The sequence below is a fragment of the Actibacterium sp. MT2.3-13A genome (genome assembly GCF_018139985.1).
Taxonomy (GTDB): Bacteria; Pseudomonadota; Alphaproteobacteria; order Rhodobacterales; family Rhodobacteraceae; genus JAGSOU01.
Window position 1 is genome coordinate 27,506 of the sequence record NZ_JAGSOU010000010.1, and the last position, 26,507, is coordinate 54,012.

The 26,507-nt window shown below is 67.0% G+C and carries 21 protein-coding genes and 1 tRNA gene; 13 read left to right on the forward strand and 9 right to left on the reverse strand.

Translation table 11 applies throughout. The annotated features are described in order from the left end of the window. Window positions 1-32 precede the first annotated feature (32 nt). From KCI33_RS10470 to KCI33_RS10490, 5 genes are all read right to left on the reverse strand, one after another. Window positions 33-941, reverse strand: a complete 909-nt coding sequence (locus KCI33_RS10470) for a glycosyl hydrolase (RefSeq protein ID WP_212524738.1) — start codon at window positions 939-941, stop codon at window positions 33-35. Continuing rightward, on the reverse strand, window positions 913-2,808 hold the full coding sequence (locus KCI33_RS10475) for a glycosyltransferase family 2 protein (protein WP_212524739.1): 1,896 nt from the start codon (window positions 2,806-2,808) through the stop codon (window positions 913-915). The genes KCI33_RS10470 and KCI33_RS10475 overlap by 29 nt, the downstream gene beginning before the upstream one ends. Beyond that, window positions 2,792-3,790, reverse strand: a complete 999-nt coding sequence (gene galE / locus KCI33_RS10480; protein WP_212524740.1) for a UDP-glucose 4-epimerase GalE — start codon at window positions 3,788-3,790, stop codon at window positions 2,792-2,794. The genes KCI33_RS10475 and galE overlap by 17 nt, the downstream gene beginning before the upstream one ends. Then, window positions 3,787-4,770 (reverse strand): UDP-glucuronic acid decarboxylase family protein, encoded by a 984-nt coding sequence (locus tag KCI33_RS10485; RefSeq protein WP_212524741.1) that lies wholly within the window; start codon window positions 4,768-4,770, stop codon window positions 3,787-3,789. The genes galE and KCI33_RS10485 overlap by 4 nt, the downstream gene beginning before the upstream one ends. A gap of 299 nt (window positions 4,771-5,069) precedes the next feature. After that, entirely contained in the window at window positions 5,070-5,831 is a 762-nt protein-coding gene (locus KCI33_RS10490) for a CbiX/SirB N-terminal domain-containing protein (RefSeq protein WP_212524742.1), read from the reverse strand. Between the two features lie 68 nt (window positions 5,832-5,899). Here KCI33_RS10490 and KCI33_RS10495 point away from each other — a divergent pair, with 68 nt between their 5' ends. Genes KCI33_RS10495 through KCI33_RS10505 form a run of 3 tightly spaced genes read left to right on the forward strand, consistent with a single transcriptional unit; the run spans window position 5,900 to window position 9,809 of the window. Next, window positions 5,900-7,075, forward strand: coding sequence for an NAD(P)-dependent oxidoreductase (locus tag KCI33_RS10495; protein WP_212524743.1), 1,176 nt, complete (start codon window positions 5,900-5,902; stop codon window positions 7,073-7,075). Window positions 7,076-7,089: 14 nt separating this feature from the next. Beyond that, window positions 7,090-8,823 carry a hypothetical protein gene (locus KCI33_RS10500; protein WP_212524744.1) on the forward strand — a complete coding sequence of 578 codons (1,734 nt, stop codon included), beginning with the start codon at window positions 7,090-7,092 and terminating at the stop codon, window positions 8,821-8,823. Between the two features lie 2 nt (window positions 8,824-8,825). After that, the gene (locus KCI33_RS10505; protein WP_212524745.1) at window positions 8,826-9,809 is read left to right on the forward strand and encodes an SUMF1/EgtB/PvdO family nonheme iron enzyme; all 984 of its coding nucleotides are present in this window, start codon (window positions 8,826-8,828) and stop codon (window positions 9,807-9,809) included. 66 nt (window positions 9,810-9,875) lie between these two features. On the opposite strand, the gene KCI33_RS10510 is transcribed toward KCI33_RS10505, so the two are convergent. After that, the gene (locus KCI33_RS10510; protein WP_212524746.1) at window positions 9,876-10,763 is read right to left on the reverse strand and encodes a hypothetical protein; all 888 of its coding nucleotides are present in this window, start codon (window positions 10,761-10,763) and stop codon (window positions 9,876-9,878) included. Window positions 10,764-11,047: 284 nt separating this feature from the next. Here KCI33_RS10510 and KCI33_RS10515 point away from each other — a divergent pair, with 284 nt between their 5' ends. Further along, complete coding sequence (locus tag KCI33_RS10515; RefSeq protein ID WP_212524747.1) at window positions 11,048-12,499, forward strand: UbiA family prenyltransferase; 1,452 nt, start codon at window positions 11,048-11,050, stop codon at window positions 12,497-12,499. 16 nt (window positions 12,500-12,515) lie between these two features. Beyond that, window positions 12,516-12,902 carry a GtrA family protein gene (locus KCI33_RS10520; protein WP_212524748.1) on the forward strand — a complete coding sequence of 129 codons (387 nt, stop codon included), beginning with the start codon at window positions 12,516-12,518 and terminating at the stop codon, window positions 12,900-12,902. Between the two features lie 12 nt (window positions 12,903-12,914). Here KCI33_RS10520 and KCI33_RS10525 read toward each other — a convergent pair whose 3' ends face one another. Then, window positions 12,915-13,694 (reverse strand): 3-keto-5-aminohexanoate cleavage protein, encoded by a 780-nt coding sequence (locus KCI33_RS10525; protein ID WP_212524749.1) that lies wholly within the window; start codon window positions 13,692-13,694, stop codon window positions 12,915-12,917. Next, window positions 13,694-15,013: an aspartate aminotransferase family protein gene (locus tag KCI33_RS10530; protein WP_212524750.1), complete on the reverse strand. Its 1,320-nt coding sequence runs from the start codon at window positions 15,011-15,013 to the stop codon at window positions 13,694-13,696. Before KCI33_RS10530 ends, KCI33_RS10525 begins: the two co-directional genes overlap by 1 nt. Window positions 15,014-15,120: 107 nt before the next feature. Between KCI33_RS10530 and KCI33_RS10535 the strand changes: the two genes are divergently transcribed. The 8 genes from KCI33_RS10535 (at window position 15,121) to KCI33_RS10570 (ending at window position 24,495) form a co-directional block, all read left to right on the forward strand. Then, window positions 15,121-15,984 (forward strand): MurR/RpiR family transcriptional regulator, encoded by an 864-nt coding sequence (locus KCI33_RS10535; protein WP_249139020.1) that lies wholly within the window; start codon window positions 15,121-15,123, stop codon window positions 15,982-15,984. Window positions 15,985-16,028: 44 nt separating this feature from the next. Continuing rightward, window positions 16,029-16,997, forward strand: a complete 969-nt coding sequence (locus KCI33_RS10540) for a TAXI family TRAP transporter solute-binding subunit (protein WP_212524751.1) — start codon at window positions 16,029-16,031, stop codon at window positions 16,995-16,997. A 101-nt stretch (window positions 16,998-17,098) separates the two neighbouring features. After that, on the forward strand, window positions 17,099-19,711 hold the full coding sequence (locus tag KCI33_RS10545) for a TRAP transporter permease (protein ID WP_212524752.1): 2,613 nt from the start codon (window positions 17,099-17,101) through the stop codon (window positions 19,709-19,711). After that, a complete protein-coding gene (locus tag KCI33_RS10550) occupies window positions 19,708-20,139 on the forward strand; it encodes a universal stress protein (RefSeq protein ID WP_212524753.1) in 432 nt (143 codons plus the stop codon). The genes KCI33_RS10545 and KCI33_RS10550 overlap by 4 nt, the downstream gene beginning before the upstream one ends. A 76-nt stretch (window positions 20,140-20,215) precedes the next feature. Next, a tRNA-Gly gene (locus KCI33_RS10555) sits at window positions 20,216-20,289 on the forward strand. Between the two features lie 77 nt (window positions 20,290-20,366). Beyond that, window positions 20,367-22,163 (forward strand): ABC transporter transmembrane domain-containing protein, encoded by a 1,797-nt coding sequence (locus KCI33_RS10560; RefSeq protein ID WP_212524754.1) that lies wholly within the window; start codon window positions 20,367-20,369, stop codon window positions 22,161-22,163. A 126-nt stretch (window positions 22,164-22,289) separates the two neighbouring features. Beyond that, on the forward strand, window positions 22,290-24,185 hold the full coding sequence (locus KCI33_RS10565; RefSeq protein ID WP_212524755.1) for an acyl-CoA synthetase: 1,896 nt from the start codon (window positions 22,290-22,292) through the stop codon (window positions 24,183-24,185). A 106-nt stretch (window positions 24,186-24,291) separates the two neighbouring features. Beyond that, window positions 24,292-24,495, forward strand: a complete 204-nt coding sequence (locus KCI33_RS10570; protein WP_212524756.1) for a DUF2892 domain-containing protein — start codon at window positions 24,292-24,294, stop codon at window positions 24,493-24,495. Window positions 24,496-24,796: 301 nt separating this feature from the next. On the opposite strand, the gene ettA is transcribed toward KCI33_RS10570, so the two are convergent. Continuing rightward, complete coding sequence (ettA, locus tag KCI33_RS10575) at window positions 24,797-26,464, reverse strand: energy-dependent translational throttle protein EttA (RefSeq protein WP_212524757.1); 1,668 nt, start codon at window positions 26,462-26,464, stop codon at window positions 24,797-24,799. Between the last annotated feature and the right edge of the window lie 43 nt (window positions 26,465-26,507).

Sequence of the window (26,507 nt, forward strand, 5' to 3'; positions counted from 1 at the left end):
GCCCGGGCAAGCCGGGCGGGCCGAGGCGGCGATTATTCGCCGATCACATGTGCGCGGAACTTCCAGTTCGGGCGGCCATAGCCATCGGGCCAGGGGTAGACCTCGACCTGGTTGAAATAGACCACCGCGCGGAGGTTCGGGAATTCAGGGTATTTCACCCGGATCTCGGAATCCCACTTGTCGACATAGGCCTGGTTCCCGACATAGCCCAGTTCGGCCACGACGATCGGCTTGCCGAACTTGTCGGCCATCTCGTAGCGCGGGCCGAGGATGTCCTTGAAGGATTGCTCCTTGCCCAGGATGTCGCGCTCCCACGCCTGCAACCCGAAGACCGACAGGCCGACGAGATCGACATAGTCGTCGCCGGGGTAGTATTCGGCCAGGTCGTCATAGCCCAGCGGCGACCACATGAAGTTCAGGTTCGGCGCCTGGGCGCGGCAGACATCGACCATGCGCTTGTAGGCGTCGATGTAGGTCTGGGGCTCCCAGTTGGCCCAGATGAACTGGCCGCTCTCGTCCTCCATCTCTTGCGCCCAGCGCACGGTGACGGGGCTTTCGAACAGGTTGAGCACGGCGCATATCGAACTCATGTAGCGGTCGTATTCGCCGGTGCGGATGCCGCGCATCAGCCGTTCGGGCGTGTTGCGCTCGCTGCGGCTCCAGGTCCAGGGCTCGATCGTCACGAGAACGGAGCGGCCCCGCTCCAGCGCGTAGGCGTCGGCCTCGATCAGGCTCGGCAGGAAGACGTCTTCCCAGGGGAGGAAGAGGTGCTCGATGGTGACTTCCGGGTCATCCGAGAATTCGCCATCAGGGTCGTAAATGCCAAAGGGCATCTCGCCCTTGGGCGCGGCCGCGGCCGGTCCGGCGAATGCCGAGATCGCGGCGAACGCGACCACCAGAGGGCGAGCGGCCCTAATCAGCCATGATTTCTTGAAATCCATTTTTACTCCTCCTAAAGAGCGCTGCGAATTCGGATGCCATTTCCGACAACCGTTCGTAATCAATAGTGTATCGCACAGTGCCCGGTTCGCCCATACCCGCGCCGGAAACAACGAAACGGATTTCGGTAAACTGGTATCGGCCCAGTCCCGTTGACAAATAATGAAGCCCCTGCATGCCGCGGGCCGAGCCGCCGAGGACGATCAGCGCGAACAGCCCCGCGATGGTCAGCATCTGCAGCCCGTGGCGCGGGAAGTTGGACAGCAGCGGAATCCGGTTCTCCCTCAGGTGGTGCACGATGACGATGGTGAAGAGCACCGTGTAGAGCAGGGCGTTGATCAGCGACAGCAGGTAGAACCCCGCCGCCTCGTGCACGTCGTCGATCAGCCAGACCGGCAGGCTCGACCCTGCGGCCAGCAGGAAATAGGGCGCCAGAACCCGGGCCGGCAGTTCGGCGGCGGCGGCATCGCCCTTGGGGGTGATGCGGAAATCGACGAATCCCCCGGTCAGCCGGTCGCGCACCGCCATCAGACAGCCCCACAGCACCCAGGGCCACTGGGCGCAGGCGAACAGCGCGCGCTCCCAGCTCAGCACCTTGCCGTCGCGCGGGCGGAACAACCCGTTGCCGCGCACCTGGTAGGCGATCCAGATGAGCACCAGCATCGGCGGAACGCTGTGCCCGAGGAAGGCCGGATAGGTGATGTCCGCGAAGCGCATGTCGAACACCACTGCCAGCAGCGGGATCAGGAAGGTCAGCGCCATGAAGCCCGCAAACAGCGGATACCAGAGCTGCGAGAACAGGAACTGGAATTTCAGCAGCGGCCGCAGCCCGGCGAAATAGCGCGGCGTGTAGCGCAGCAGCAGGCTGACGAGGCTGCGCGACCACTGGAATTCCTGCGTCAGCATGTCGGCGAAGGTCGCCGGCCCGTCGCCATGGGCGATGGCGTCGATGGCGTGCACACCCTTCCAGCCGAAGGAATTCATCATCAGCGAGGTCGAGTGATCCTCGGCCAGCTCGGGCCCGAGCCCGCCGATCTGCTTCAGCGCGGCGGTGCGCACCGCGTAATGCGAGCCGATGCACATCGGCGCCCAGCCGTTGCTGTAGCCCGACTGCAGCGCGCCATGGAACATCGATTCCGAATAGAGCCGGGTGCGCGCCGCCCAGCTTCGGCCGGCGTTGCGCGAACAGATGCTGGGCGCGCTGACATAGCCCACGGCGGGATCGCCGAAGGGCTCCAGCATGGCCCGCAGATAGCCCGGATCGGGCACATGGTCGGCGTCGAGCTGCGAGACGAAATCGTAATTCTCGTAGCCGTAGGTGTCGTAGAAGAAGGCGAGGTTACCCTCCTTGCAGCGGGTTCGCCGGGGCCATTCGCTGCGGTGGTAGTCGGGCCGGTCCTTGCGGGTGGAAATCCGGACGCCGTGCGTCTCGCACCATTCGACGGTCTCGGGCTGCGGGTCCTCGTCGGCCAGCCAGGTGTCGTGGGGATAGTCCTGCGCCAGCATCGCCTCCAGCGTCTGGCGCACCACGGGGAAGGGCTCGGCCGGGGTCTTGGTGGTGACCATCGCCACCCGCGCCGGACCCAGATCCTCGACCCTGTGGGCGGTGCGGCTGGCGCGCGGGAAGATCAGCAGGAAATACACCTGCAGGAAGAAGATCCAGCCCACGGCGGCGGTGACGGTGATATAGCGAACGGCGCCGATCATGTTGCCGGGCTCCAGCCACCACAGCCAGAAATTCCCGATCAGCGCGATCCAGAGCGCGATGGCGACGCGGTATTTCCAGCGCGCGCGGCGGCTCAGGAGAGGTTCGAGCGTTCTGCCGCCGCCCTGCGCGGGGGCGGAGCGGCGTTCAGGCGTGGCGGGCATCTCGGACCTCGACGCCGAAGGTCGGCGCGGCATGGCGGATGATCGTGGCGAGGTCGGACAGGCGGGGCCGGAAGCCCAGCGCACGTTCCGCCCGCGCCGTGTCGGCGTAGAGCACCGGCGGGTCGCCGGGGCGGCGCGGCCCGATCCGCGTGGGCACCTCGCGTCCGGTGACCTCGCGGATGGCGCGGGTCACCTCGAGGATGGAGCTGCCGGTGCCGCTGCCGAGGTTCAGCGCCAGGCTGCCCCCGCCGCCCAGCAGGTGGTTCAGCGCCGCGACATGGCCGTCTGCCAGGTCACAGACATGCACATAGTCGCGGATGCAGGTGCCGTCCGGCGTCGGGTAGTCGTCGCCGTAGATGTCGAGATGCGCCAGCGCGCCGCCGGCGGCCATCAGGGCCAGCGGGATCAGATGGGTCTCGGGGCGGTGCTTTTCGCTGAGTTCGCCGTCGGGGTCGGCGCCGCAGGCGTTGAAATAGCGCAGGATGACATGGGTCATGCCATAGGCCGCAGAGAAGTCGCGCAGCATCTGCTCGCCGATCAGCTTGGTCCGGCCATAAGGGTTGATCGGGGTCTGCGGCGCATCCTCGGTGATGGGCAGGATGTCGGGAATGCCGTATGTGGCGCAGCTGCTGCTGAACACGATCCGGCCGACGCCGCGGCTGCGGCAGGCGCGGAGCAGGCTGAGGATGCCGCCCACGTTGTTGTCGTAATACGCCTCCGGCCTGATCACCGATTCGCCGACATAGGCGAAGGCGGCGAAATGCATCACCGCGTCGATCCGGTGCTCATCCAGCGCCGCTGCCACCCTGTCCGTGTCGCGCACGTCGGCCTCGATCAGGGGCCCCCAGCGCACGTCCTCGCGGTTGCCGGTGCACAGGTTGTCCAATGTCACCGGTGTGAAACCCGCGGCGGCCAGCGCCTTGCAGGCATGGCTGCCGATGAACCCGGCGCCGCCGGTGACCAGGACCCGCGCTGCCGTCATCCGCCCGCCACGACGCGCAGTTGGCCCGGGCCGAGCAACAGGTCGCGGAAATAGGCGATCGTCAGGTCAAGTCCTTCCGAAATGTCCACCCGCGGGCGGCAATTCAGGAGTTCCCTGGCCAGGGTGATGTCTGGTCTGCGGTGATAGGGATCGTCGATCGGCCGATCCCGGTAGGTCAGTTTCGACGACGAGCCGGTCTTCCGCAGGATCATCTGGGCCAGTTCGTTGACCGTGTATTCCTCGGGATTGCCGAGGTTGACGGGGCCGGCGATCTCGTCCGGCGTGTCCATCATGCGGCACATGCCCCGGATGAGGTCCTCGACATAGCAGAAGGAGCGCGTCTGCTCGCCGTCGCCATAGATCGTGATGTCCTCGCCGCGCAGCGCCTGAACGATGAAGTTCGACACCACCCGCCCGTCATCGGCGCTCATCCGCGGGCCATAGGTGTTGAAGATGCGCACGATCTTGGTGATCAGCCCGTAGCGCTGGCGGAAATCGTGGAACAGAGTCTCGGCGGCGCGCTTGCCCTCGTCGTAGCAGGAGCGCGGGCCGACCGTGTTGACGTTGCCCCGGTAGTCCTCGGACTGGGTTCTGACCGAGGGGTCGCCATAGACCTCGGAGGTGGAGGCTTGCAGGATCCGCGCGCCCTTGTCGAGGGCCATGTTCAGCATGTTTTGCCCCCCGATCACGCTGGTGTTGAACGTGTGCACGGGGTCAAGCGTGTATTTCGCCGGCGAGGCTGGGCAGGCGAGGTTGTAGATCCGGTCGACCCGGCCCGGCAGGTGCAGCGGCTGGATGATGTCGTGCTGGATGAACTGGAAATCCGGCCGGTCCACCAGATGCGCGATGTTGTCCAGACTGCCGGTCAGCAGGCTGTCGATGCAGATGACCCTGAAACCGTCCTCCAGCAGGCGGTCGCACAGATGCGAACCCAAGAACCCGGCGCCGCCGGTCACAATGGCCGTCTGCTGATTTTCCATGGCCGGTTACCTTCCCTATCCCTCAGAACCAATTAACTAATTTATTCACATATAGAGTAGACTGCATTTCATGTGGCGCAATGCGCCATTTTGGACAGATCTCGATCTCGGGAAACGCGCCATGTGATCTCTTGATGGGGGGAGACGCGGCCATCACGGGACAGGCTTGCGGTCTCTTCAACTGCTTCCTCGCCGACGGCCTCCGGTTAGGGCGGAGGTCCTGTTACAGCGGCAGTCTAGCCTAACCCGGGTCTCCGCGCAACGCGCGGGAATGGCAAAGTTCTTTTGTCTGAGGGGATTTACGGCCTTGGCGGTGCCGTCTCGGAGGAGGGTCGGGGCGGCGCCGCGGCGCGCAGGGCACGGGCGATCAGGGCGGGCACGCCGGGGTGCAGCCCGATCGGGTCGAGGATGTCGCCGGCGAAAGCGGCGGCCTCCAGCGCCGCGGGGATGTCGTCGATCACATGGCCGCGGCGGGCGGCGAAGAAGGGCAGGCACAGCGCCTGCGCGCCCATCCCGGCGGCGGCGTCGCGCAGGAAGGGAGGCTCCTCGACATAGCCGGTGCGGATGTCGGCGAAATCGGTCAGCGCGGCCAGCGCGCGGGCGAAGCCCTCCGTCGCGCGGGCCGAATTCCGGCTGCGCCCCGAGCCGTGGCCGGCGATGATCACCCTGCTCTCGCGGCTGGCCCAGCCGCGCGCCCGGGCAGCCTGCGTCAGCGCCCCCGCCGCCAGGGCGGGCAGCGCGGGGTCGAGGCCGAGCGGCGCCAGCACGCGCCCCGCCCGGTTCCCCAGCCGCGCGGGCAGCTGCGAGGTCACGAACCAGCCGTCGGTCATGAACAGCGGGTAGACCAGCGGCGGCGCGGCACAGGCGCCCAACGCCGCCTCCAGCGCGCCGGGCGCGGCCAGCGTCGCGCCGCGGACCCGCCAGCCGGGCAGTTCGGCGCCGACCCGGCGGGCCAGCGCCGCGATCTCGGCCTCGGCCGGCGCGGGGTCGCCGGGCTGGCCGTGGGCCACGATCAATGCCTCGGGAGGCGGGGCGCTGGGGCGGGGGCGTGTTCCGGTCATGGCGGGGCTCCGGGGCTGTCCGTGGTCTTGATGCAGATCATTGTGCCACGGCGGCGCGGTCAACACGATTGGCGCGCGAACAGGTGCAGGGCGGCATCGCGCCGCCCGGCGAGAAGGAGACATGGCAGGTGCGGATGATGAAGGCAAGCGGGGCAGGCGCGGCGATGGCATATGCGGCCGAGGGGGCCGCGGGCGGGGGCGCGCCGGGCGCCCCGGTGCTGGTGACCGGCGGGTCGGGCTTCCTGGGTATCAACCTGGTGCGCTACCTGCTGGCGCGCGGCCATGCGGTGCGCAGTCTGGACCTGATGCCCTTCGACTATCCTGAGGCGCCGCAGATCGAGGAAATCCGCGGTGACATCCGCGACCCCGAAACCGCCGCACGGGCGATGGCGGGGGTGAAGATCGTGGTGCATTGCGCCGCCGCGCTGCCGCTCTACACGCCCGAGGAGATCCACTCCACCGAGGTGCAGGGCACCCGCGTGCTGCTGGAGGCCGCCGAGGCCGCGGGGGTGGAGCGGTTCATCCATATCTCATCCACCGCCGTCTACGGCGTTCCCGACCATCACCCGATCTACGAACACGACCCGGTTTCAGGCGTCGGCCCCTACGGCCACGCCAAGATCGAGGCCGAGGCGGTCTGTTCGGAATTCCGCGACCGCGGCATGTGCGTCTCGGTGCTGCGGCCGAAATCCTTCATCGGGCCGGAGCGGCTGGGCGTGTTCGAGCTGCTCTACGATTTCGCCGCCTCGGGGCACAATTTCCCGGTGCTGGGATCGGGCGACAACCGCTATCAGTTGCTCGATGTCGAGGATCTGTGCGAGGCGATCTACCGCTGCGCCACGATGGAGCGGGACCGCGTGAACGACGTCTTCAACGTCGGCGCCGAGGACTTCACCACCATGCGCCAGGATTTCCAGGCGGTGCTTGAGCGCGCGGGCTTTGGCAAGCGCATCGTCGGCCTGCCGGTCGGGCCTGCCATCGCCATCCTGCGCGTGCTTGAGAAACTGCACCTGTCGCCGCTTTACGCCTGGGTCTACGAGACCGCCGCCAAGGACAGTTTCGTGGGCACCGACAAGATCCGCGACAGGCTGGGCTTCACCCCGCGCTATTCCAATCGCGAGGCGCTGATCCGCAACTACGACTGGTATGTGGCCAACCGGAACACGATTTCCAAAGCCTCGGGCGTGACCCATCGCGTGCCGTGGAAGCGCGGCGCGCTGAAACTGGCCCGGCTGGTGTTTTGAGAGGGAGGATTTCGATGACGCGAGATATTCGTCGCAGCATTTTCGGCGGACTTGGGCGCGCCTGGCGGGCAGGGGCGCTCATCGCCCTGGCAACCGCGGGCACGGCGCAGGCGCAGGAGGGGGCGCAGGCCCGCCATCCCGCCGCCCCGCCCGAGCAATGGGCGCAATATGTGGCCGACGTGCCCAAGACGATCATCGAGCTTCAGCCGTTTCGCACCTCCCAGAGCGCGGCGCTGGACAGCGGCGGCGCGGTCGAGTTGATCAACCTCAACCCCAACATCAACGCCTGGTTCCTGCTGCGGGTGGGCGGGCAGGATTACCACCTGGAAAACCCCGACCCCGAGGGGCGGACGGTGACGCTGGGCGCCGGCCCCGCGCTGGCGGTTTCCGGGAAGCAATGCATACCCTGGGCGGGGGATAATCCCGAGCTGGCGCGCGCGCGCGCCACCGGCCTGCCCTTCGCGCCGATCTGCGGCGGAGGGCTTTTCCTGCTCAACAAGGCGTCGGGGACGCGCTCGACGCTGGAGGGGGTCACCGATTTCCTGCGTGACCATGTCTGGGCCGGCGAGCAGATCGTGCGTATCGTGCGCGACACGCTTTACAAGGACAGCTTCATCGAGACCGGCAAGGTCACCAATGGCGCCCCCGGCGCCACCGCGCCCGACGGGCCGGCGCCCGCGCGCATCGCTGCGGCCCACGCCAGTTCGCGCATCGCGCCCTCGGGGCTGGGGCTGGCGCTGGGCAATACCGACAAGGGCAACCTGTCGCAGGGCGCGTGGTATCCGGTGGTCGGTCTGCCCGGGGTCTTTGCCAGCGCCATACAGCCGCGCGCGATCAGCGAGGAGGTGCTGAAGGGTCCCGGCACCGCCAACTGGCTGGACGGGGTGGAGAGCGGCGCGGTGGATTTCTTCGTCGCCTTCGACCTGTCGCGCTATGGCATGGGTTTCGCGCTGGGCACCGACCACCCGCGTCTCGACTGGTCGCCGCGCCCGCCCTGGAACGTGCGCGTCAAGGGCCTGCCGGGGCCTGACGGGATCGCCAGCTCGGCGCCGCTGATGCGCTCGGGCATGGTCAGCCCGGCCGAGGTGGGGCGCACGGTGGCGGCCTTCGCCGCCGGCTTCAAGCGTTCGCACGGGGCGTTCAAATACGGCGACCTGCGCGAGGCTTACAAGGGCCGGCATTACGGCTTCATCGAGGATGGGGTGATCTTTTCCAAGCTCTGGCCGGACCTCTCCACGCTCTACATGCTGGATGACGGCCAGATCGGGATGAAGACCTGGACGGTGAAGGACAACGCGCTGCTGCCAAGGCTGCGCTGGGCGCGGCAGAACGGCGTGGCGCTGATCGAGGGGGGCATCCCCGGGCCGCGCGTGACCCAATGGGGGCCGGGCAACTGGTCGGGCTCGGCCAATGCCGATCTGCGCACCCTGCGCGCGGGCGCCTGCCTGCAGAGCAAGAGCGGCCGGCGCTATCTCGTCTACGCCTATTTCTCCGCCGCCACGCCCTCGGCCATGGCGCGGACTTTTCAGGCCTATGGCTGCGATTATGCTATGCTGCTGGACATGAACGCGCCGGAACTGACCTACCTGGCGCTTTATGTGCCGCGCGGCGGCGAGATGCGGGTCGAGCATCTGATCACCGCCATGAGCGCGAACGACAAGACCACGGGCCGCGGCGATCTGATCCCGCGCTTCATCGGCTTTCCCGACAGCCGCGACCTGTTCTACATTTACAGAAAGGCGGATTAGAAATGAGAGCTTTCAGATTTGCCGCGCTGGCGGCGGCGGTCCTGGCCCTGGCGCCCGCCGCCCGGGCCGAGACCCAGTTCGAGCAGAACAACCGCATCCTGCTGGACCAGTTGGCCGAGGTGCACAACCTGACGCCGAAGCAGAAGGCCGATGTCGAGGCGATCTTTCGCCGCTCGGGCTATATCGGACAGGGCAATCCGGCGATAGTGCGCCACCCGATGAGCGTCGAGGAATGCCAGGCCCGCGCGCCGCAGGGTGGCAAGGGTTACGCCAATCGCCAGTTCGAAAAGATCTGCGGCGGCAAGTACATGGCGCCGCTCTACGATCCGCGCACCGAGAAGCCCGAGGATGCCAAGGCCTGCATCGACCAGTTCGAGTTTCCCGACATCCCCTGCACCTATCCGGTGACCTGGGTGAAGGCCGTGGAGGCCGCTGAGATATGTTCGGCGATGGGCAAGCGGCTTTGCGACGCGCATGAATGGGAGGGCGCCTGCGCCGGCGCGCTGGAGCCGCCCGACTATCCCTTCGGCGCGGGCTCGGTCGCGGCGATGCGAAACATCCACAATTCGAAATACGCGGCGACGAAAAGCTGGGCCTACGGGCCGGAATACCAGCGCGGCGTTTGCGCCGCCGACAGCACGAAAAGCCCCGGCTGCAACGGCGGGGGCTGGAACGGCTGCGGCACCAACACCTATCCGACCGGCGCCTTTCCGGGCTGTGTCAGCAAGCTGGGGGTCTATGATCAGCACGGCAACGCGGCCGAGCACATGAACCTGCCGATGAAGCCCAGCGAGATGGCGAGCAACGGCTCGAAGACCCTGGGCGTGACCGAGATGAAGGGCAGCTGGTTCATCTGGGACAAATACCGCGCCCATCCCGACTGGTGCCGCTGGCGCGCGCCCTACTGGCATGGCAGCAGGGTGATGAGCCCGGGCAGCCATTCGAACTACCACCTCGGCTTCCGCTGCTGCAAGACGGTGGACTGAGCCGGGGGCCGCTGAAACGAAATGGCCGGCCCGTTGCAGGGCCGGCCATTTCCGTCTTGAAGGGCGTCAGCGCAGCGAGGCGAGCAGGCGCTCGGGCTGGCTGATCGGGCCTTCGCGGCTGAGCACGCCGGCAATCTGCGGATCCTGCAGGAGCTGGGTCAGCGGGCGCTCTTCGCCGTTGACGAAGGCGGTTCCGCTGACCAGCCGCACGCCGTGGCTGTAATCGGCATAGCTTTCGCCGTGCACGGTGCTCAGCGGCTGGATCGGCTTTCCGCCGGGGCGGTGCCAGCCGTAGATGGCGACCCGGCCCAGCTTGCTGCGCAGGCGGGTGGTCAGCACGATGTCCTTCTTCTGCCCGGCGGTCAGCGCCGCGCGGTCCTTGCCGGTCTTGGCGCGCTGGGCCTCGACGGTCTGGTTGTGGCGCCAGAAGTAATCGGTGGATTCCATCTGCGCGCCGGGGGTCATCGGCGCGGGCGCGAGGTGCACCACCGCCTGCTGGTAGATCGCGTCGACCATCGCCGTGGTCGGCAGGATGAAGCCGAAGCTTTCGGCCAGCGCGGCGGCGGTGGGCAGCCCCATCGGGACGCGCACATAATCGCTGTCGCGGCCCACGGCGAGGTAATCGGGGGTGACGCAGATGACGATGTCGAGATCCTCGCCGCTGGCGGTCTTGCCGGACAGCTTCACCGGGGTCAGGTGGCGCAGGAAGTCGGGCACGTTGCCGGATGCGACCTCCTCGGCGACGGCAGCATCGCGCGCCGGGCCGCGCAGTTTCATGATCTCGTTCACGAAATCGCTGCCTGCGGGGGCCTCGCTCTTGCGCGCGGGGATGCGGCTGGCAAGGTCGGCGGAGCACTGGTTGGGGGAAAGGGCGCTGGCGGAGGCATGCAGCTGCTGGGGGAGCAGCGCACCAAAAAGGGCGGCCACCCAGACTGCTCTGAGGTTCTTGATCATATGGCTCTTCTTTTCAATTCGGATTGTTTTTCCTGTCCCACAGCTATCCCTTGCCCTTGCGGAACCTGTCAACGCGCCCCCCGGCGCGGTCGGCGGCAACCCGCCCAGCATTCGGGCCGGTTTGGCAAGGCTTCGCCGAAAATGGCCCGTTCGGGGCCGCGAGGTGCCCTGAAATCGGCGGATTTTTGCGGCTGGCAGGCAGAAGGCATCGCCTGCTATGGTCGGAACAGCGCGGCCCGGGCGGCTGCGTCATTGACCGAAACCGAGTTGTGAGAATCCCTTCCGTGGACGCATCCGACCACTCCTCCGACATCCCGCTCGTCTGTGATCTGGACGGGACCGTCACGCCGGCCGACACGACCTATGAGTTGATCCTGCTCTATCTCAAGGCGCATCCGGTGACGGGATGGCTGACCATCCTGCGCTGGCTGCGCCGGGGCAGGGGCCACCTCAAGGCGCGGCTGGCCGAGGCGGTGGGCGCCCGGCTGGACACCGCGCAGCTGCCGCTGGACGAGGGGTTTCTGGACTCCGGCCTGTTCCGCGAGGCGCGGCGCAAGGCGCTGGTCTCGGGCGCGCCGCAGGCGGTGGTCGAGAGCGTCTCGATCCGGCTCAGCGGCTTCGAATGCGCCGCCGGCAGCACAGCGGAGCGCAACCTGACCGCCGAATACAAGGCCGCCTATCTGCGGCAGACCTTCCCCGAGGGGTTCGACTATGTCGGCGATAGCCGCGACGACCTGCCGGTCTGGCAGGCAGCGCGCCGAGCCTATGCGGTGAATGCCGATCCGCGCACGGTGCAGGCGGCGCAGGCGCGCGGCATCGAGATCGAGACGCTGAGCCCGCGCCGGCCCTTCCTCGGGCCGCTGCTGCAGGAGATGCGCCTGCATCAATGGGCCAAGAACGGGCTGATCTTCCTGGTGCCGCTGCTGAGCCTGTCGGGCTTCTCCTGGGAATGGGCGCTGAACCTGGTGCTGGCCTTCGTGTCGCTGGGACTGGTGGTCAGTTCCACCTACCTGCTGAACGACCTGCTGGACCTCCAGGACGACCGGCTGCACCCGATCAAGCGCAAGCGGCCCTTCGCCGCCGGGGCGCTGACGGTAAAGCAGGGGCTGCTGTCCATCATCGGCCTGTCGCTGACCGGGCTGGGCATGAGCCTGGTGGTGGGGCCGGTCCTGACCGTGGTGCTGCTGTTCTACGCGGCGGTCTCGATGGGCTATTCCTTCATGTTCAAGCGCGTGGTGGTGCTGGATGCCTTCGTGCTGGCCTTCCTGTTCTGCCTGCGCGTGCTGATCGGCGTGCTGGTCACGGGCGCGACCACCAACGCGTGGTTCTTCACCGCCGTCGCCACCTTCTTCCTCAGCCTCGCGCTGGGCAAGCGCTGCATCGAACTGGAGCACAAATGGTCGGGCGAGGTGGAGCGCCATCTGGAGGCCCTTTCGGGCCGGGGCTATTGCGGCCGGGATTTCCCGGTGGTGCTGGGTCTGGGCATGACCGTGGGCATGATCTCGCCGCTGATCACCATGATTTACGCGCTGCTGTCCGAGGATTCGATCGTCGAGAGCACGGTGGTGGCCTTCGTCATCAGCACGACGCTGATGTTCTGGATGGGGCGGTTCTGGATCCTGGTGAACCGCGGCGCGATCGACGACGACCCGGTCTATTTCGCCCTGAAGGACGGGATCAGCCGGGCGTCGCTGCTGGTCATCCTGGCCGCGGTGCTGGTCGAGCAGATGGTCTGAGAACGGGGGATCACGGGTGCAGTTCTTCCGTTTCCTGATGGCCGGGGGCACGGCGGCGCTGGTGAATATCGTCAGCCGCTACCTGCTGGATTTCGTCATGCTGTTCGAGGTGGCGGTGGTGATCGCGCATCTGATCGGCATGGTGGTGGCCTATGTGCTCAGCAAGCTGTTCGTGTTTCAGCCGAGCGGCCACAGTGTCCGGCAGGAGGCGGTGCGCTTCGCCATCGTCAACATGTTCTCGCTGCTGATCGTCTGGAGCATCAGCGTCGGGCTGGCGCGGATCGTGTTTCCCGGCATGGGCTTCGCTTGGCACGCCCATGACATCGCGCATGTCACCGGCGTGTCGGTCACCGCTGTGACCAGCTATTTCGGGCACAAGTATTATTCGTTCCGGGCGGGTTGAGCGGGCTCGGGCTCAGGCGGGCTCGGGCAGCTTCAGGGCCGCGCGAAGGCGCATCACGCGCTCGGCGTTGTCGCGGGCGATCTGGCCGTCCTCGTTGACCAGCGAATTCTCGAACCCCACGCGCAGCTTGCCGCCGGCCTCATGCGCCGCGCGCAGGCAGGCGGTTTCGCCCTGGCCGAAGGCGCAGACCGCCCAGTCAGGCGCGATGCCGTGGCGTTTCAGCCCGTCAAGGAACGGTGCCAGCGTATCGGGCGTGCTGGTCTGGCCGGGCGTGTAGCGGCCGAGGACGAAGAGCAGCTGCAACCCCGGATCGGCGAACAGGTCTTCGGGCAGGGTCCGGTGCAGGAGGTCGATCTCAACCGCGTCATAGAGGATGTGCTGCATCGCGATGCCGCGTCCGGCGCAGGTCCGGTAAAAGGCCGCGGCCTCCTCGGTCGGCGTGTCGCGCAGGATCTCGCGCAGCGCAGCGGAGACCATGTCCGCCCCCGCCTCCAGCGCCACCTGGCGCTGGTGCGGCGCGGCGTAGATCCCGTTCGCCTCGGTCGTGACCTGGAGCGCCATGCCGGGCACCGCCCGGCGCAGCTCGGCCAGCGCCTCGCGGTAGCGCCCGGCATCGAGCAGATGACGCTGTTCCGCGTCGCGCAGATGCAGGTGCAGCCCGTCGGCGCCGGCGTCGCGACAGGCACGGGCGGTGGCGACGATCTCGTCCAGCGTCACGGGCAGGGCCGGGTGGTCGGCCTTGGTGCGGTTGGCGCCGTTGGGCGCGACCATCAGAGGGGGCAGGGCCCGCATCACAGCACCGCGTCGAAGGTGGCCGACAGCTTGCCGACCAGCTCGTCGATATGGGCGTCCTCCAGGATGAAGGGCGGGGCCAGCAGAACGTGGTCGCCCAACCGCCCGTCGATGGTGCCGCCCATCGGATAGCAGATCAGTCCGTTCTCGAACGCCTTTTTCTTCACCGCCTTGTGCACCGCGCGCTCGGGTGCGAAGGGACGTTTCGTCTCGCGATCCGCGACGATCTCCAGCCCGCGGAACAGTCCGCGGCCGCGGATGTCGCCGATATGGGGGTGCTGGCCGAAGGCATCCTTCAGTGCCGCCTCCAGCCTGTCGCCCATGACGCGGGCGCGCTCGGTCAGCCCGCCGTCGGTCAGTTTCGTCACCACCACGTCGGCGGCCGCGCAGGCGGTGGGGTGGCCGATATAGGTGTGGCCGTGCTGGAAGAAGCCGCTGCCGCCCTCGATTGCGTCATAGATCCGGCCCGAGCACAGCATCGCCCCGATCGGCTGATAGCCCGCGCCCAGTCCCTTGGCGATGGTCACGATGTCGGGGCTGATGCCCTCCTGCTCGCTGGCGAAGAAGCTGCCGGTGCGGCCCATGCCGCACATCACCTCGTCGAGGATCAGCAGGATGCCGTGGCGGTCGCAGATCTCGCGCACGCGCTTGAAATAGCCCGGCACCGCCGGCATCGCGCCGGCCGTGGCGCCCACCACCGGCTCGGCCACGAAGGCGATCACCGTGTCGGGGCCGAGCCGGTGCAGTTCGGCCTCCAGCTCATCGGCGACGCGCAGGCCGTAGTCCTCGGCGCTCTCGCCCGCTTGGCGGCCACGGTATTCGTAGCAGGGCGCGATATGCGAGGTTTCGATCATCAACGGCGCGAAGGGCTCGCGGCGCCATTCGTTGCCGCCCGTCGCCAGCGCGCCCAGCGTGTTGCCGTGATAGCTCTGGCGGCGCGCGATGAAGTGGCGACGCTGGGGCTGGCCGACCTCAATGAAATACTGCCGGGCGAGTTTCAGCGCGGCCTCCACCGCCTCGGACCCGCCGGAGACGAAATAGACCCTCTCGATCCCCTCGGGCGCATGCGCGATCAGCCGGTCGGCCAGCGCCTCTGCCGGCTCTGAGGTGAAGAAGCCGGTATGGGCGAAGGCCAGCCTGCCCACCTGTCCGCGGACAGCTGCGATCACCTCGGCGTCGGAATGGCCGAGGCAGGAAACCGCGGCACCGCCCGACCCGTCGAGATAGGCCTTTCCGTCGGCATCATAGAGGTAGACCCCCTCGCCGCGCAGGGCGAGCGGGGGCGGGGCCTTGGTGTGGCGGGGGAAGACGTGGCTCATGGCGGACTCCGTAGTTCGGGGCACTATGAAACAGATGAATCAATCATTGACAACAAATGAAACGAATGAAACAAGATTTGTGATCGCGAACCGGGGAGCATTGGGGTTTGACGGCAACATTCGAGCAGCGCCTGGCCGAGAATTACGAGCAACTCAGCGCCAAGCTGAGGCTCGCCGCCGATTACGTCGCCGAGCACCCCGTCGATACCGCCACCCGCAGCCTGCGCGCCGTGGCGCAGGACAGCGGGCTGGCGCCGGCCACCTTCTCGCGGCTGGCGCGGGCGCTGGACTACGACGATTTCGAACAGCTGCGCGATTCGATGCGCGACAAGATCGGCCGCCGCGTGCACAGCTTCGCCGACCGGGCCGGGCGGCTGCAGCAGGATCACGGCGACGGGCCGCGCGGGTTCTTCGACGCCCATGCGGCGGCCTGCATGACCAACCTGCAGCGCCTGCATGACGACATGGACATCGCGCTTCTGGAGCGGGCGGTCGACCGCCTGCACCGCGCGCGCACCGTGACGGTGCTGGGTGCGCTGGGCTCGACCGGCATCGTCGAATACCTCGCCTACATGGCGAATTTCTGCTCCGGGAACTGGCGCATGGCGGGGCGCATGGGGGCCTCGCTCGGTGGTGCGCTGGTGGGGCTCGACAAGCGCGACGCGCTGGTCATCGTCACCAAGCCGCCGTTCTCGACCAATGCCATCCGCGCCGCCGAACTGGCGCGTGAGCAGGGCGTCTACGTCGTGGTGATCACCGACACCTACACCTGCCCGGCCCTGCGCCACTCCTCGGCCGGTTTCGTCGTGCCCACCGACAGCCCGCATTTCTATTCGTCCTATGTGGCCACGCTGTTTCTGGCCGAGACCATCGTCGGGATGCTGGTCAGCCGCGCCGGCCCCGCCGCGCGCGAGCGGATCGCGCAGATCGAGCAGAGAAATCACCGCCTGGAGGAAGTCTGGGACGGTTGAGCAACCAGGCAACGACATCAAACCATCAAACAAGGGAGTTTGTGATGTTTTCGAAGTTCAAGTTCACCGTGGCGGGGGCTGCGCTGGCCACCGCGATGGCGCCCGCGGCCATGGCCGAGGAGTTCATCACCATCGGCACCGGCGGCGTGACCGGCGTGTATTACCCCACCGGCGGCGCGATCTGCCGCCTGGTGAACAAGGGCCGCAAGGAGCACGGCATCCGCTGCTCGGTCGAATCGACCGGCGGCTCGATCTACAACATCAACACCATCCGCGCCGGTGAGCTGGAATTCGGCGTCGCCCAGTCGGACTGGCAGTATCACGCCTATCACGGCACCTCGAAATTCGAGGAGCAGGGCGCCTTCGAGGGGCTGCGCGCGGTGTTCTCGGTGCATCCCGAGCCCTTCACCGTGGTCGCCCGCGCCGATGCCGGCGTGACGACCTTCGACGACCTCAAGGGCAAGCGCGTGAACATCGGCAACCCCGGCTCGGGCCAGCGCGGCACGATGGAGGTGCTGCTGGAAGCCAAGGGTTGGACCACCGACGATTTCGCGCTCGCGACCGAGCTGAAGGCCGCCGAGCAGTCGGCCGCGCTCTGCGACAACCAGATCGACGCGATGGTCTATACCGTGGGTCATCCCTCGGGCTCGATCCAGGAGGCCACCACGGCCTGCGACTCGGTGCTGGTCAGCGTGAACGGTCCGACCATCGACAAGCTGGTCGAGGAGAACTCCTACTACCGCAAGGCCACCATCCCCGGCGGCATGTATCGCGGCAACGACGCGGACGTGACCACCTTCGGCGTGGGCGCGACCTTCGTGACCTCGGCCGACGTCTCCGAAGAGGCGGTCTACACCGTGGTCAAATCGGTCTTCGACAATTTCGAGGACTTCAAGAAGCTGCACCCGGCCTTCGCCAATCTCGACCCGAAGGAAATGATCAGCGCCGGCCTGTCGGCCCCGCTGCACCCCGGTGCCGCGAAATACTACAAGGAACAGGGCTGGATCGACTGAGCCCCGGCAACCGAAGGGGCGCAGCGCATGCGCCCCTTTTCCTTTTGAGGTATTGAGAACAGGACGCCGCGGGTCTCGCGGCCAGCCGGGGAGAGCGCGCAATGGTGGACGACAAGAACAAGGGCACGCCGCTGAGCGAGGAAGAGCTGCAGGAGCTGGTGGCCTCATCCGATTCCGGGGCGCGCAGCCCGGCCGGAGAGGTCGGCCTGTTCCTGGCCGCGGTGGCGGTCATCTGGTCGCTGTTCCAGGTGGTGCTGGCCTCGCCCGTCGCCAACTATGTGCTGCCCGGCGATGTTATCAACAACAGCCGCCAGATCCACCTCGCCTTCGCGATCTTCCTGGCCTTCACCGCCTATCCGGCGCTGCGCACCAGCCCGCGCCATCATATCCCGGTGCAGGATTGGGTCATGGCCATCGCGGGCGCGGGGATCGCGATGTATGGCTACATCTTCTACCAGAAGATCGTCGATGCCGGGGGGCTGGCCGACAACTCGGACAAATGGTTCGCGCTGGCCGGCCTCGTCCTGCTGTTCGAGGCCGCCCGTCGTGCGCTGGGGCCGGCCATGGCGATCATCGCCACGATATTCCTGGCCTATGTGTTCTTCGGCTCCTCCGGCTGGGTGCCCGAGGTGATCCGCTGGAAGGGCGCCTCGCTGCAAAAGGCGATGAGCCACATGTGGATCACCTCCGAGGGGGTGTTTGGCATCGCGCTGGGCGTCTCGACCAAGTTCGTCTTTCTCTTCGTGCTGTTCGGCGCGCTTTTGGACAAGGCCGGCGCGGGCAACTATTTCATCAAGATGGCCTTCGGCGCGCTCGGCCACCTGCGCGGCGGCCCGGCCAAGGCGGCGGTCGTGGGCTCGGCCGCGACCGGCCTGATCTCGGGCTCATCCATCGCCAACGTGGTCACCACCGGCACCTTCACCATCCCGCTGATGAAGCGCGTGGGCTTTTCCAGCGAAAAGGCCGGCGCGGTTGAAGTGGCAAGTTCGGTCAACGGCCAGATCATGCCGCCGGTGATGGGCGCCGCCGCCTTCCTGATGGTGGAATATGTCGGCATTTCCTACGTCGATGTGATCCGGCACGCCTTCCTGCCCGCCGCGATCAGCTACATGGCGCTGGTATACATCGTCCATCTGGAGGCGGTGAAGAGCAACATGCCCACGCTCGGCAGCCGGGTGGTCAGCCTCGGCAAGACGATCGGCGGCATGGCCGCCTTTTTCGCCGGGTTCGCGGCGCTGTGCTACGGCGTCAAGTTCCCGGTGGGCTGGGTCGTGGCGCTGGTCCCCGAGGGCGCGGGCTGGGTGCTGGCCGCGCTGATCTTTACGGCCTATGCGGCGCTGCTGTGGCTGGCCGCGCAAACCGCCGATCTGGAGCCCGACGACCCCAATGCGCCGGACGTGGAACTGCCCGTGGTGGGCGAGATCTACAAATCCGGCCTCTATTTCCTGCTGCCCATCGTGGTGCTGGTCTATTTCCTGATGATCGAGCAGAAATCGCCCGGTCTGTCTGCGTTCTGGGCGACGGCGCTGCTGTTCGTCATCCTGCTGACCCAGCGCCCGCTGAAGGCGATGTTCCGCGGGCAAAGCGAGACGGCAGATGCCTTCCGCGCCGGTGTCGCGGATCTGGTGCAGGGCCTGATCGACGGCGCGCGCAACATGATCGGCATCGGCCTGGCCACCGCCACCGCCGGCGTGATCGTGGGCACGGTGACGCTGACCGGGGTCGGGCAGGTCATGGCCGACCTGGTGGAGTTTCTGTCGGGCGGCAACCTGATCATCATGCTGGTCATGGTGGGGCTGCTGAGCCTCGTCCTGGGCATGGGGCTGCCGACCACGGCCAACTACATCGTCGTCAGTTCGCTGATGGCCGGCGTCGTGGTGGAACTGGGCGCGCAGAGCGGGCTGATCGTGCCGCTGATCGCGGTGCACTTGTTCGTGTTCTATTTCGGCATCATGGCCGACGTGACCCCGCCCGTGGGGCTGGCGAGCTTCGCCGCCGCCGCGGTGTCGGGGGGGGATGCGATCCGCACCGGCTTCACCGCCTTCTTCTACAGCCTTCGGACCGTGGCGCTGCCCTTCGTGTTCATCTTCAACACCGACCTTCTGCTGATCGACGTGACCTGGGCGCAGGGCATCCTGGTGGCGGTCGTGGCCTCGGTCGCGATCCTGGTCTTCACCGCGGGCACGATGGGCTGGTTCCTGACCCGCTCGCGGCTCTATGAAAGCGTGGCGCTGGTGCTGGTGTCCTTCGTGCTGTTCCGGCCCGATTTCTTCATGGACCGGATCCAGCCGCCCTTCGAGAGGGTTGCGCCGGCCGCGCTGGAACAGGCGCTGGACAGGGCCCATCCCGGCGCCGAGCTGCGGGTGGTGGTCTCCGGCCCCGATTTCGACACCGGCGAGATCAAGGAGACGACGCTGCTTCTGGCGGTCGAGGGAGAGGGCGCGGGTGCCGAACGGCTGGACGGTTTCGGGCTGCTGCTGATGGAGGAGGGCGACGCCGTGAAGATGGACGAGCCGATGTTCGGCTCGCCGTTTTCCGAGGCACTCAGCAGCTTCGACTTCTACGGGGATGACCCGGTGGTGCTGAAATCGGTCAAGGCGCCGGCCGACCAGCTGCCCAAGGAGATCCTCTTTGTGCCGGCGCTCGCCCTGCTGGGCCTGATCGCCTATCTGCAATCGGCCCGCGCGCGCCAGGAAAAAGGAGTTCCCGCATGAAAGGCCCCGTTCTCTGTGCCGTCGATATCTCCAACAAGGGGCAGGACATCGAGGTCCTGAAGGCCGCCGCCCGCATGGCCGAGATGGAGGGCGCGCAGCTCGACGTCATCACCGTGGTGCCCGACTATGGCATGAGCGTGGCCGGCAGCTATTTCGACCCCAAACACCACGCCAAGGCCGTGGCCGAGACCAGGCGCCTGCTGAACGAACTGGTCGAACAGGCGATCGGGGCCGAGGCGAACAAGGCGGTGCGACACATCGTGGCCACCGGGCGCGCCTATGACGAGATCCTGCATGTCGCCAGGACCGACGGCGCGGGGCTGATCGTGATCGGCGCGCACAAGCCCGATTTCAAGGATTACCTTCTGGGTCCGAACGCCGCGCGGGTGGTGCGCCATTCCAAATGTTCGGTGCTGGTCGTGCGCTAGGCGCCGGGCGCGCGGCCCGGACCGCCAGTTCGATCTTGACCGCGCCGCGTCCATGCAATAGCCACGGCCCTGTCTGGCGGGTATGGTGAAATGGTATCACACGAGCCTTCCAAGCTCTTGGTGCGGGTTCGATTCCCGCTACCCGCTCCAGCCTCTCCCCGCGACGGAACGCCCTGCTTGTTGTCCTGTGCCTGACGCCGTAAGACAGGCCAAACGGGAGAGCATGCATGGCGCGAAGAAACGGGCAGGTTGTCGAAGAGCGGGAAAAATCCAAACGCGTGGGCGCGTTGCAGGGGCTTGCGCCCTTCCTCGTCCCCTACAAGGCGCTGATGGCCGGTGCGCTGGTTGCGCTGGTGCTGACCGCCACCGTCTCGCTGATCCTGCCGCTGGCGGTGCGCCGCGTCGTCGACGGGTTCGAGACCGAGGCCGCCCGGCTGCTCGATCAGTATTTCCTGGCCGCGCTCGGCATCGCGGGGCTGCTCGCGCTGGGCACGGGGCTGCGCTACTACCTTGTCACCCGGCTGGGCGAGCGGGTGGTGGCCGACATCCGCAAGGCGGTGTTCGACCGCATGATCGGGATGAGCCCGGCCTTCTACGAAAAGATCATGACCGGCGAGGTGCTCAGCCGGATCACCACCGACACCACGCTGATCCTCAGCGTGATCGGCTCGTCGGTCTCCATCGCGCTGCGCAACATGCTGATCTTCCTCGGCGGGCTGGTGCTGATGCTGCTGACCTCAGCCAAGCTGACGGCGCTGGTTCTGCTGCTGGTGCCCGCGGTGGTGGTGCCGATCATCGTGCTGGGCCGCCGCCTGCGGAAGCTGAGCCGCGAGAACCAGGACTGGATCGCCGCCTCCTCCGGCAGCGCGTCCGAGGCGCTGCTGTCGGTGCAGACGGTGCAGGCCTTCACCGCCGAGCGCCAGACCAGCGCGCATTTCCATGACGTTACCGAGAAGAGCTTCGTCTCGGCGAAGAAGCGCATCGGCACCCGCGCGGTTATGACGGTGATCGTGATCTTCCTGGTCTTCGCCGGCGTGGTGGGCGTGCTGTGGATCGGCGCGCGCGACGTGCGCGCAGACGCGATGAGCGTGGGCGAGTTGGTGCAGTTCGTCATCTTCTCGGTCATGGTGGCCGGCGCCGTGGGCGCCCTGTCCGAGGTCTGGGGCGAGTTGCAGCGCGCCGCCGGCGCGACCGAGCGCCTGGTCGAGCTGCTGCGCGCCGCCGACAGCGTGACCGACCCCGCACAGCCGCTGCCGCTGCCCGCGCCGGTCCAGGGCGGGATCGCCTTCGAGAACGTCACCTTCCACTATCCGGCGCGGCCCGACACGGCGGCGCTGGACGGCATCGACCTGAAGGTCCGGCCGGGCGAGACGGTGGCGCTGGTCGGCCCCTCGGGGGCGGGCAAGTCCACCATCATCCAGTTGCTGCTGCGCTTCTACGACCCGGATCGCGGCCAGATCACCCTGGACGGCGTGGCGCTGAACGCGATGACGCGCGACACCTTCCGCCGTGCGGTCGCGCTGGTGCCGCAGGATCCGGTGATCTTTGCCGACACCGCGCGCGAGAACATCCGCTTCGGCCGGCCCGACGCCACCGACGCCGAGGTCGAGGCCGCCGCCCGCGCCGCGGCCGCGCATGACTTCCTGTCCAAGCTGCCCGAGGGCTACGACAGCTATGTGGGCGAGCGCGGCGTGATGCTGTCGGGCGGGCAGAAGCAGCGCATCGCCATCGCCCGCGCCATCCTGCGCGACGCGCCGGTGCTGCTGCTGGACGAGGCGACCTCGGCGCTGGATGCCGAAAGCGAGCGCGCGGTGCAGAACGCGGTCGAGGCGATGTCCGCCGACCGCACCACGCTCATCGTTGCCCACCGGCTGGCCACGGTGAAGAAGGCCGACCGCATCGTCGTCTTCGACGAGGGCCGCATCGTGGCCGAGGGCACCCATGACGAGTTGGTCAAGGGCGGCGGGCTTTACGCCCGGCTGGCGCGGCTGCAATTCACCGACGGGGCTGTCGACGCCGCCTGACGTGGCGGCGCGCGCGCCCTGACGTTGCGTATCGGCGGGGCAGGCGGCTTGCGGTGGCGCGCGTTTCTTTCCATCCTAAATCCAAGAGGATGCCCGCAAAGGGCACAGGGGAGGGGAGATCACAGCATGGGCCGTTTCGCATCCATCGCGGACCGCGATGCCATAGAACAGGAGATGGCGTGGCAGGCGCGCGGCCTGCCGGCCACCGTCTACGGCGTGCTCAGCCGCACCGCCGGGCGGCACGGGGACCGCAACGCGATCTCCTTCCAGATCACCTCGGGCCCGAAGGATCGCGCCGAGACCCTGACCTGGCGGGCGTTCCACGCCAAGGTGACCCAGGCGGCCAACATGTTCCGAGCCCTCGGCGTGCATGAGGGTGACGTGATCGCCTATGTCCTGCCCAACTGCAACGAAACCGCCATCACCCTGCTGGCGGGCGCCACCGCGGGCATCGTCAACCCGATCAACCCGCTCCTGGAGCCCGAGCAGATCGGCGCCATCCTGCGCGAGACCAATGCCAAGGTGGTGGTCACGCTGAAAAGCTTTCCCAAGACCGACATCGCCCAGAAGGTGGCCGAGGCGGTGAACCACGCGCCGCATGTCACCACCGTTCTGGAGGTCGACCTGTTGCGCTATCTCGGACCGCCGAAAAGCTGGATCGTGCCGCTGATCCGGCCCAGAAACGACGGCGCGCACCATGCCGACGTTCTGGATTTCCACGCCGAGATGGCCAGGCACCCCTCGGACCGGCTGGAATTCGACGAGGCGCAGCGGGACCGCGTCGCTGCCTATTTCCACACCGGGGGCACAACCGGCATGCCCAAGGTGGCGCAGCACAAGCACTCGGGCATGATCTACAACGGCTGGCTGGGCGACAGGCTGCTGTTCGAAGCCGATCACAACGTGATCTGCCCGCTGCCGCTGTTCCACGTCTTCGCCTGCCACGTCATCCTGATGGCGATGGTGACCTCCGGGGCGCATGTGATCTTTCCCACGCCCGCGGGCTATCGCGGCGACGGCGTGTTCGACAATTTCTGGAAGCTGGTGGAGCGCTGGAAGGTGACCTTTATCATCACCGTGCCCACCGCCATCGCCGCGCTGATGCAGCGCCCGGTGGATGCCGATGTCTCCAGCCTGCGGACCGCCTTTTCCGGGTCGGCGCCGCTGCCGGTGGAGCTTTACAACCGTTTCGAGAAGGCCACCGGCGTGACCCTGGTCGAGGGCTACGGCCTGACCGAGGCGACCTGCCTGGTGTCGTGCAACCCGCCGGACGGCCAGAAGAAGATCGGCTCCGTCGGCATCCCCTTCCCCTATACCGACGTGCGGATCCTGCATTGCGATGCCGAGGGCAATATCGGCCGCGAATGCGGCGTGGACGAAGTCGGCGAGATCTGCGTGTCGAACCCCGGCGTGTTCGAAGGCTCGACCTATACCGAGGAGGCCAGGAATCTCGGCCTGTTCGCCGACGGGAGATACCTGCGCACGGGCGATCTGGGGCGGCTCGACGCCGAGGGCTATCTTTACATTACCGGCCGGGCCAAGGACCTGATCATCCGCGGCGGTCACAACATCGACCCCGCCGAGATCGAGGAGGCGCTGGCCGGCCATGAGCAAGTGGCCTTTGCCGGGGCGATCGGGCAGCCCGACAGTTTCGCGGGCGAACTGCCCTGCGCCTATGTCGAGCTGGTGGCGGGCGCGACGGTGACGGCCGAAGAGCTGATGGATTATGCAAAGGTGCATGTCCACGAACGCGCTGCCGTCCCGAAACACATTGAAATACTTGGAGAATTGCCAAAGACCGCGGTGGGAAAGGTGTTCAAGCCCGCGCTGCGAAAGCTGGCCATCGCCCGGGTCTATGACGCCGCGCTATCCGAGGCTGGGCACGCCGCGCGCGTGGGCGAGGTGATCGAGGACAAGAAGCGCGGGCTGGTGGCCCGGCTGGTCAGGACCGGCGATGTGAACGAGGAGGCGGTCACGCATCTGCTGGGCGAATACACCCGGCCGTGGGAATGGGCGGAGTGAGCTGCGCCCTCTTTTATTCAATATCTTGAATGTGAGGCGGTCTTGATCTATTTTCTAGGGGAAACGGGCGCGCGGTGCGCCCGGTCCAAGTTGTAGGAACCCTGCCATGACCCTTGACCGCGCCGTGATGGCCTTCGCCGGCATCATGATCCTGCTGAGCGTCGTTCTGACCGTCTACGTCTCGCATTACTTCGTCTGGTTCACCGTGTTCATCGGGTTGAACCTGCTGCAATCGACCTTCACCGGGTTCTGCCCGGCGGCGAACATTTTCAAGAAGCTGGGCGCGAAATCCGGCTGCGCCTTCGAATGACGGTTAACGCCGGATCGGGGCATGCGACCTCCGTGTGATGTGACCGGCACATGAGTCCTAATAACGCCGCGCGATGCCCTCGCGCGGCGTTAACGTTTGCGCGGCAGGCTGGCGGGGAAAGGAGCCCCGCCGATGATCGCCTCCCATCCGCGCCCCGGCGAGGACCGCAAGCTGGGCAAGGCCGAGTTGCGGCATTTGAAGATGGCGCAGGGGGCGGTTTGGGACGGCGGGTGAACATAATCCGTCCCGGGCCGCGCCCGCCCCAAAGGGGGGCGCGGCCCTTTGTCGGTCAGGGCGCCGCTTAGCGGGTGAACTTCTTGTACTTCACCCGCTTCGGCTCGACGCTGTCGGGGCCGAGGCGGCGGATCTTGTCCTGTTCGTATGCCTCGAAGTTGCCTTCGAACCATTCCACATGGGCCTCGCCCTCGAAGGCCAGGATGTGGGTGCACAGACGGTCGAGGAAGAAGCGGTCGTGCGAGATGATCACGGCGCAGCCGGCGAAATCCTCAAGCGCCGCTTCGAGGGCCTGAAGGGTCTCGACATCGAGGTCGTTGGTCGGTTCGTCGAGCAGCAGCACGTTGCCGCCGGCGCGCAGCAATTTCGCCATGTGCACGCGGTTGCGCTCACCGCCCGACAGCAGACCCACCTTCTTCTGCTGGTCGCCGCCCTTGAAGTTGAAGGACGAGCAATAGGCGCGGGAGTTCACCTCGGCGTCGCCCAGCTGGACGATGTCGAGCCCGTCTGAGATCTCCTCCCACACGGTCTTGTTGGGATCGAGCGCGTCGCGCGACTGATCGACATAGGACAGCTGCACCGTGTCGCCGAAGGTGATGGCGCCTTCGTCGGGCTGCTCCTGGCCGGTCAGCATGCGGAACAGCGTGGATTTGCCGGCGCCGTTGGGGCCGATCACGCCGACGATGCCGCCGGGCGGCAGGGCGAAGGTCAGATCCTCGACCAGCAGGCGGTCGCCATAGGCTTTCTTGAGGTTCTCGACCTCGATCACCTTGCCGCCGAGGCGCGGGCCGTTGGGGATGATGATCTGGGCGCGGGAGAGCTTTTCGCGCTCGGACTGGCTGGCCATTTCCTCATAGGCGTTGATCCGGGCCTTGGACTTGGCCTGGCGGGCCTTGGCGCCGGCGCGGATCCATTCCAGTTCGCGCTCCAGCACCTTCTGGCGGGACTTGTCCTCGCGGCTCTCCTGCTCCAGGCGCTTCGCCTTCTGCTCCAGCCAGGAGGAATAGTTGCCCTCGTAGGGGATGCCGCGGCCGCGGTCGAGTTCGAGGATCCAGCCGGTGATGTCGTCGAGGAAATAGCGGTCGTGGGTGACGATCAGGATCGTGCCCTTGTATTCGATCAGGTGCTTTTGCAGCCAGGCGATGGTCTCGGCGTCGAGGTGGTTGGTCGGTTCGTCCAGCAGCAGCATGTCGGGCGCTTCGAGCAGCAGCTTGCACAGCGCCACGCGGCGTTTCTCGCCGCCGGAGAGGGTTTCGACCGGCGCGTCGTCGGGCGGGCAGCGCAGCGCCTCCATCGCGACGTCGATCTGGCTGTCGAGATCCCACAGGTTGTCGGCGTCGATGGCGTCCTGCAGGGTGGTCATCTCCTCCATCAGTTCGTCCGAGTAATCCTCGGCGATCTGCATGGCGATCTCGTTGAAACGGTCGAGCTTTGCCTTCTTCTCGGCCACGCCCAGCATGACGTTGCCGCGCACCGAGAGCGTGGGGTCGAGTTCCGGTTCCTGCGGCAGATAGCCGACCTTGGCGCCCTTGGCCGCCCAGGCCTCGCCGGTGAAATCCTTGTCGATGCCGGCCATGATGCGCAGCAGCGTCGATTTACCGGCGCCGTTGACGCCGACGACACCGATCTTGACGCCGGGGAGGAAGGACAGGCGGATATTCTCGAAGCATTTCTTGCCGCCGGGATAGGTCTTGGAGACTCCATCCATGTGATAGACGTATTGATACGATGCCATTGGCCGCCTCTTTGCTCGCATGACTGGTGGTTGGGGGCCACAG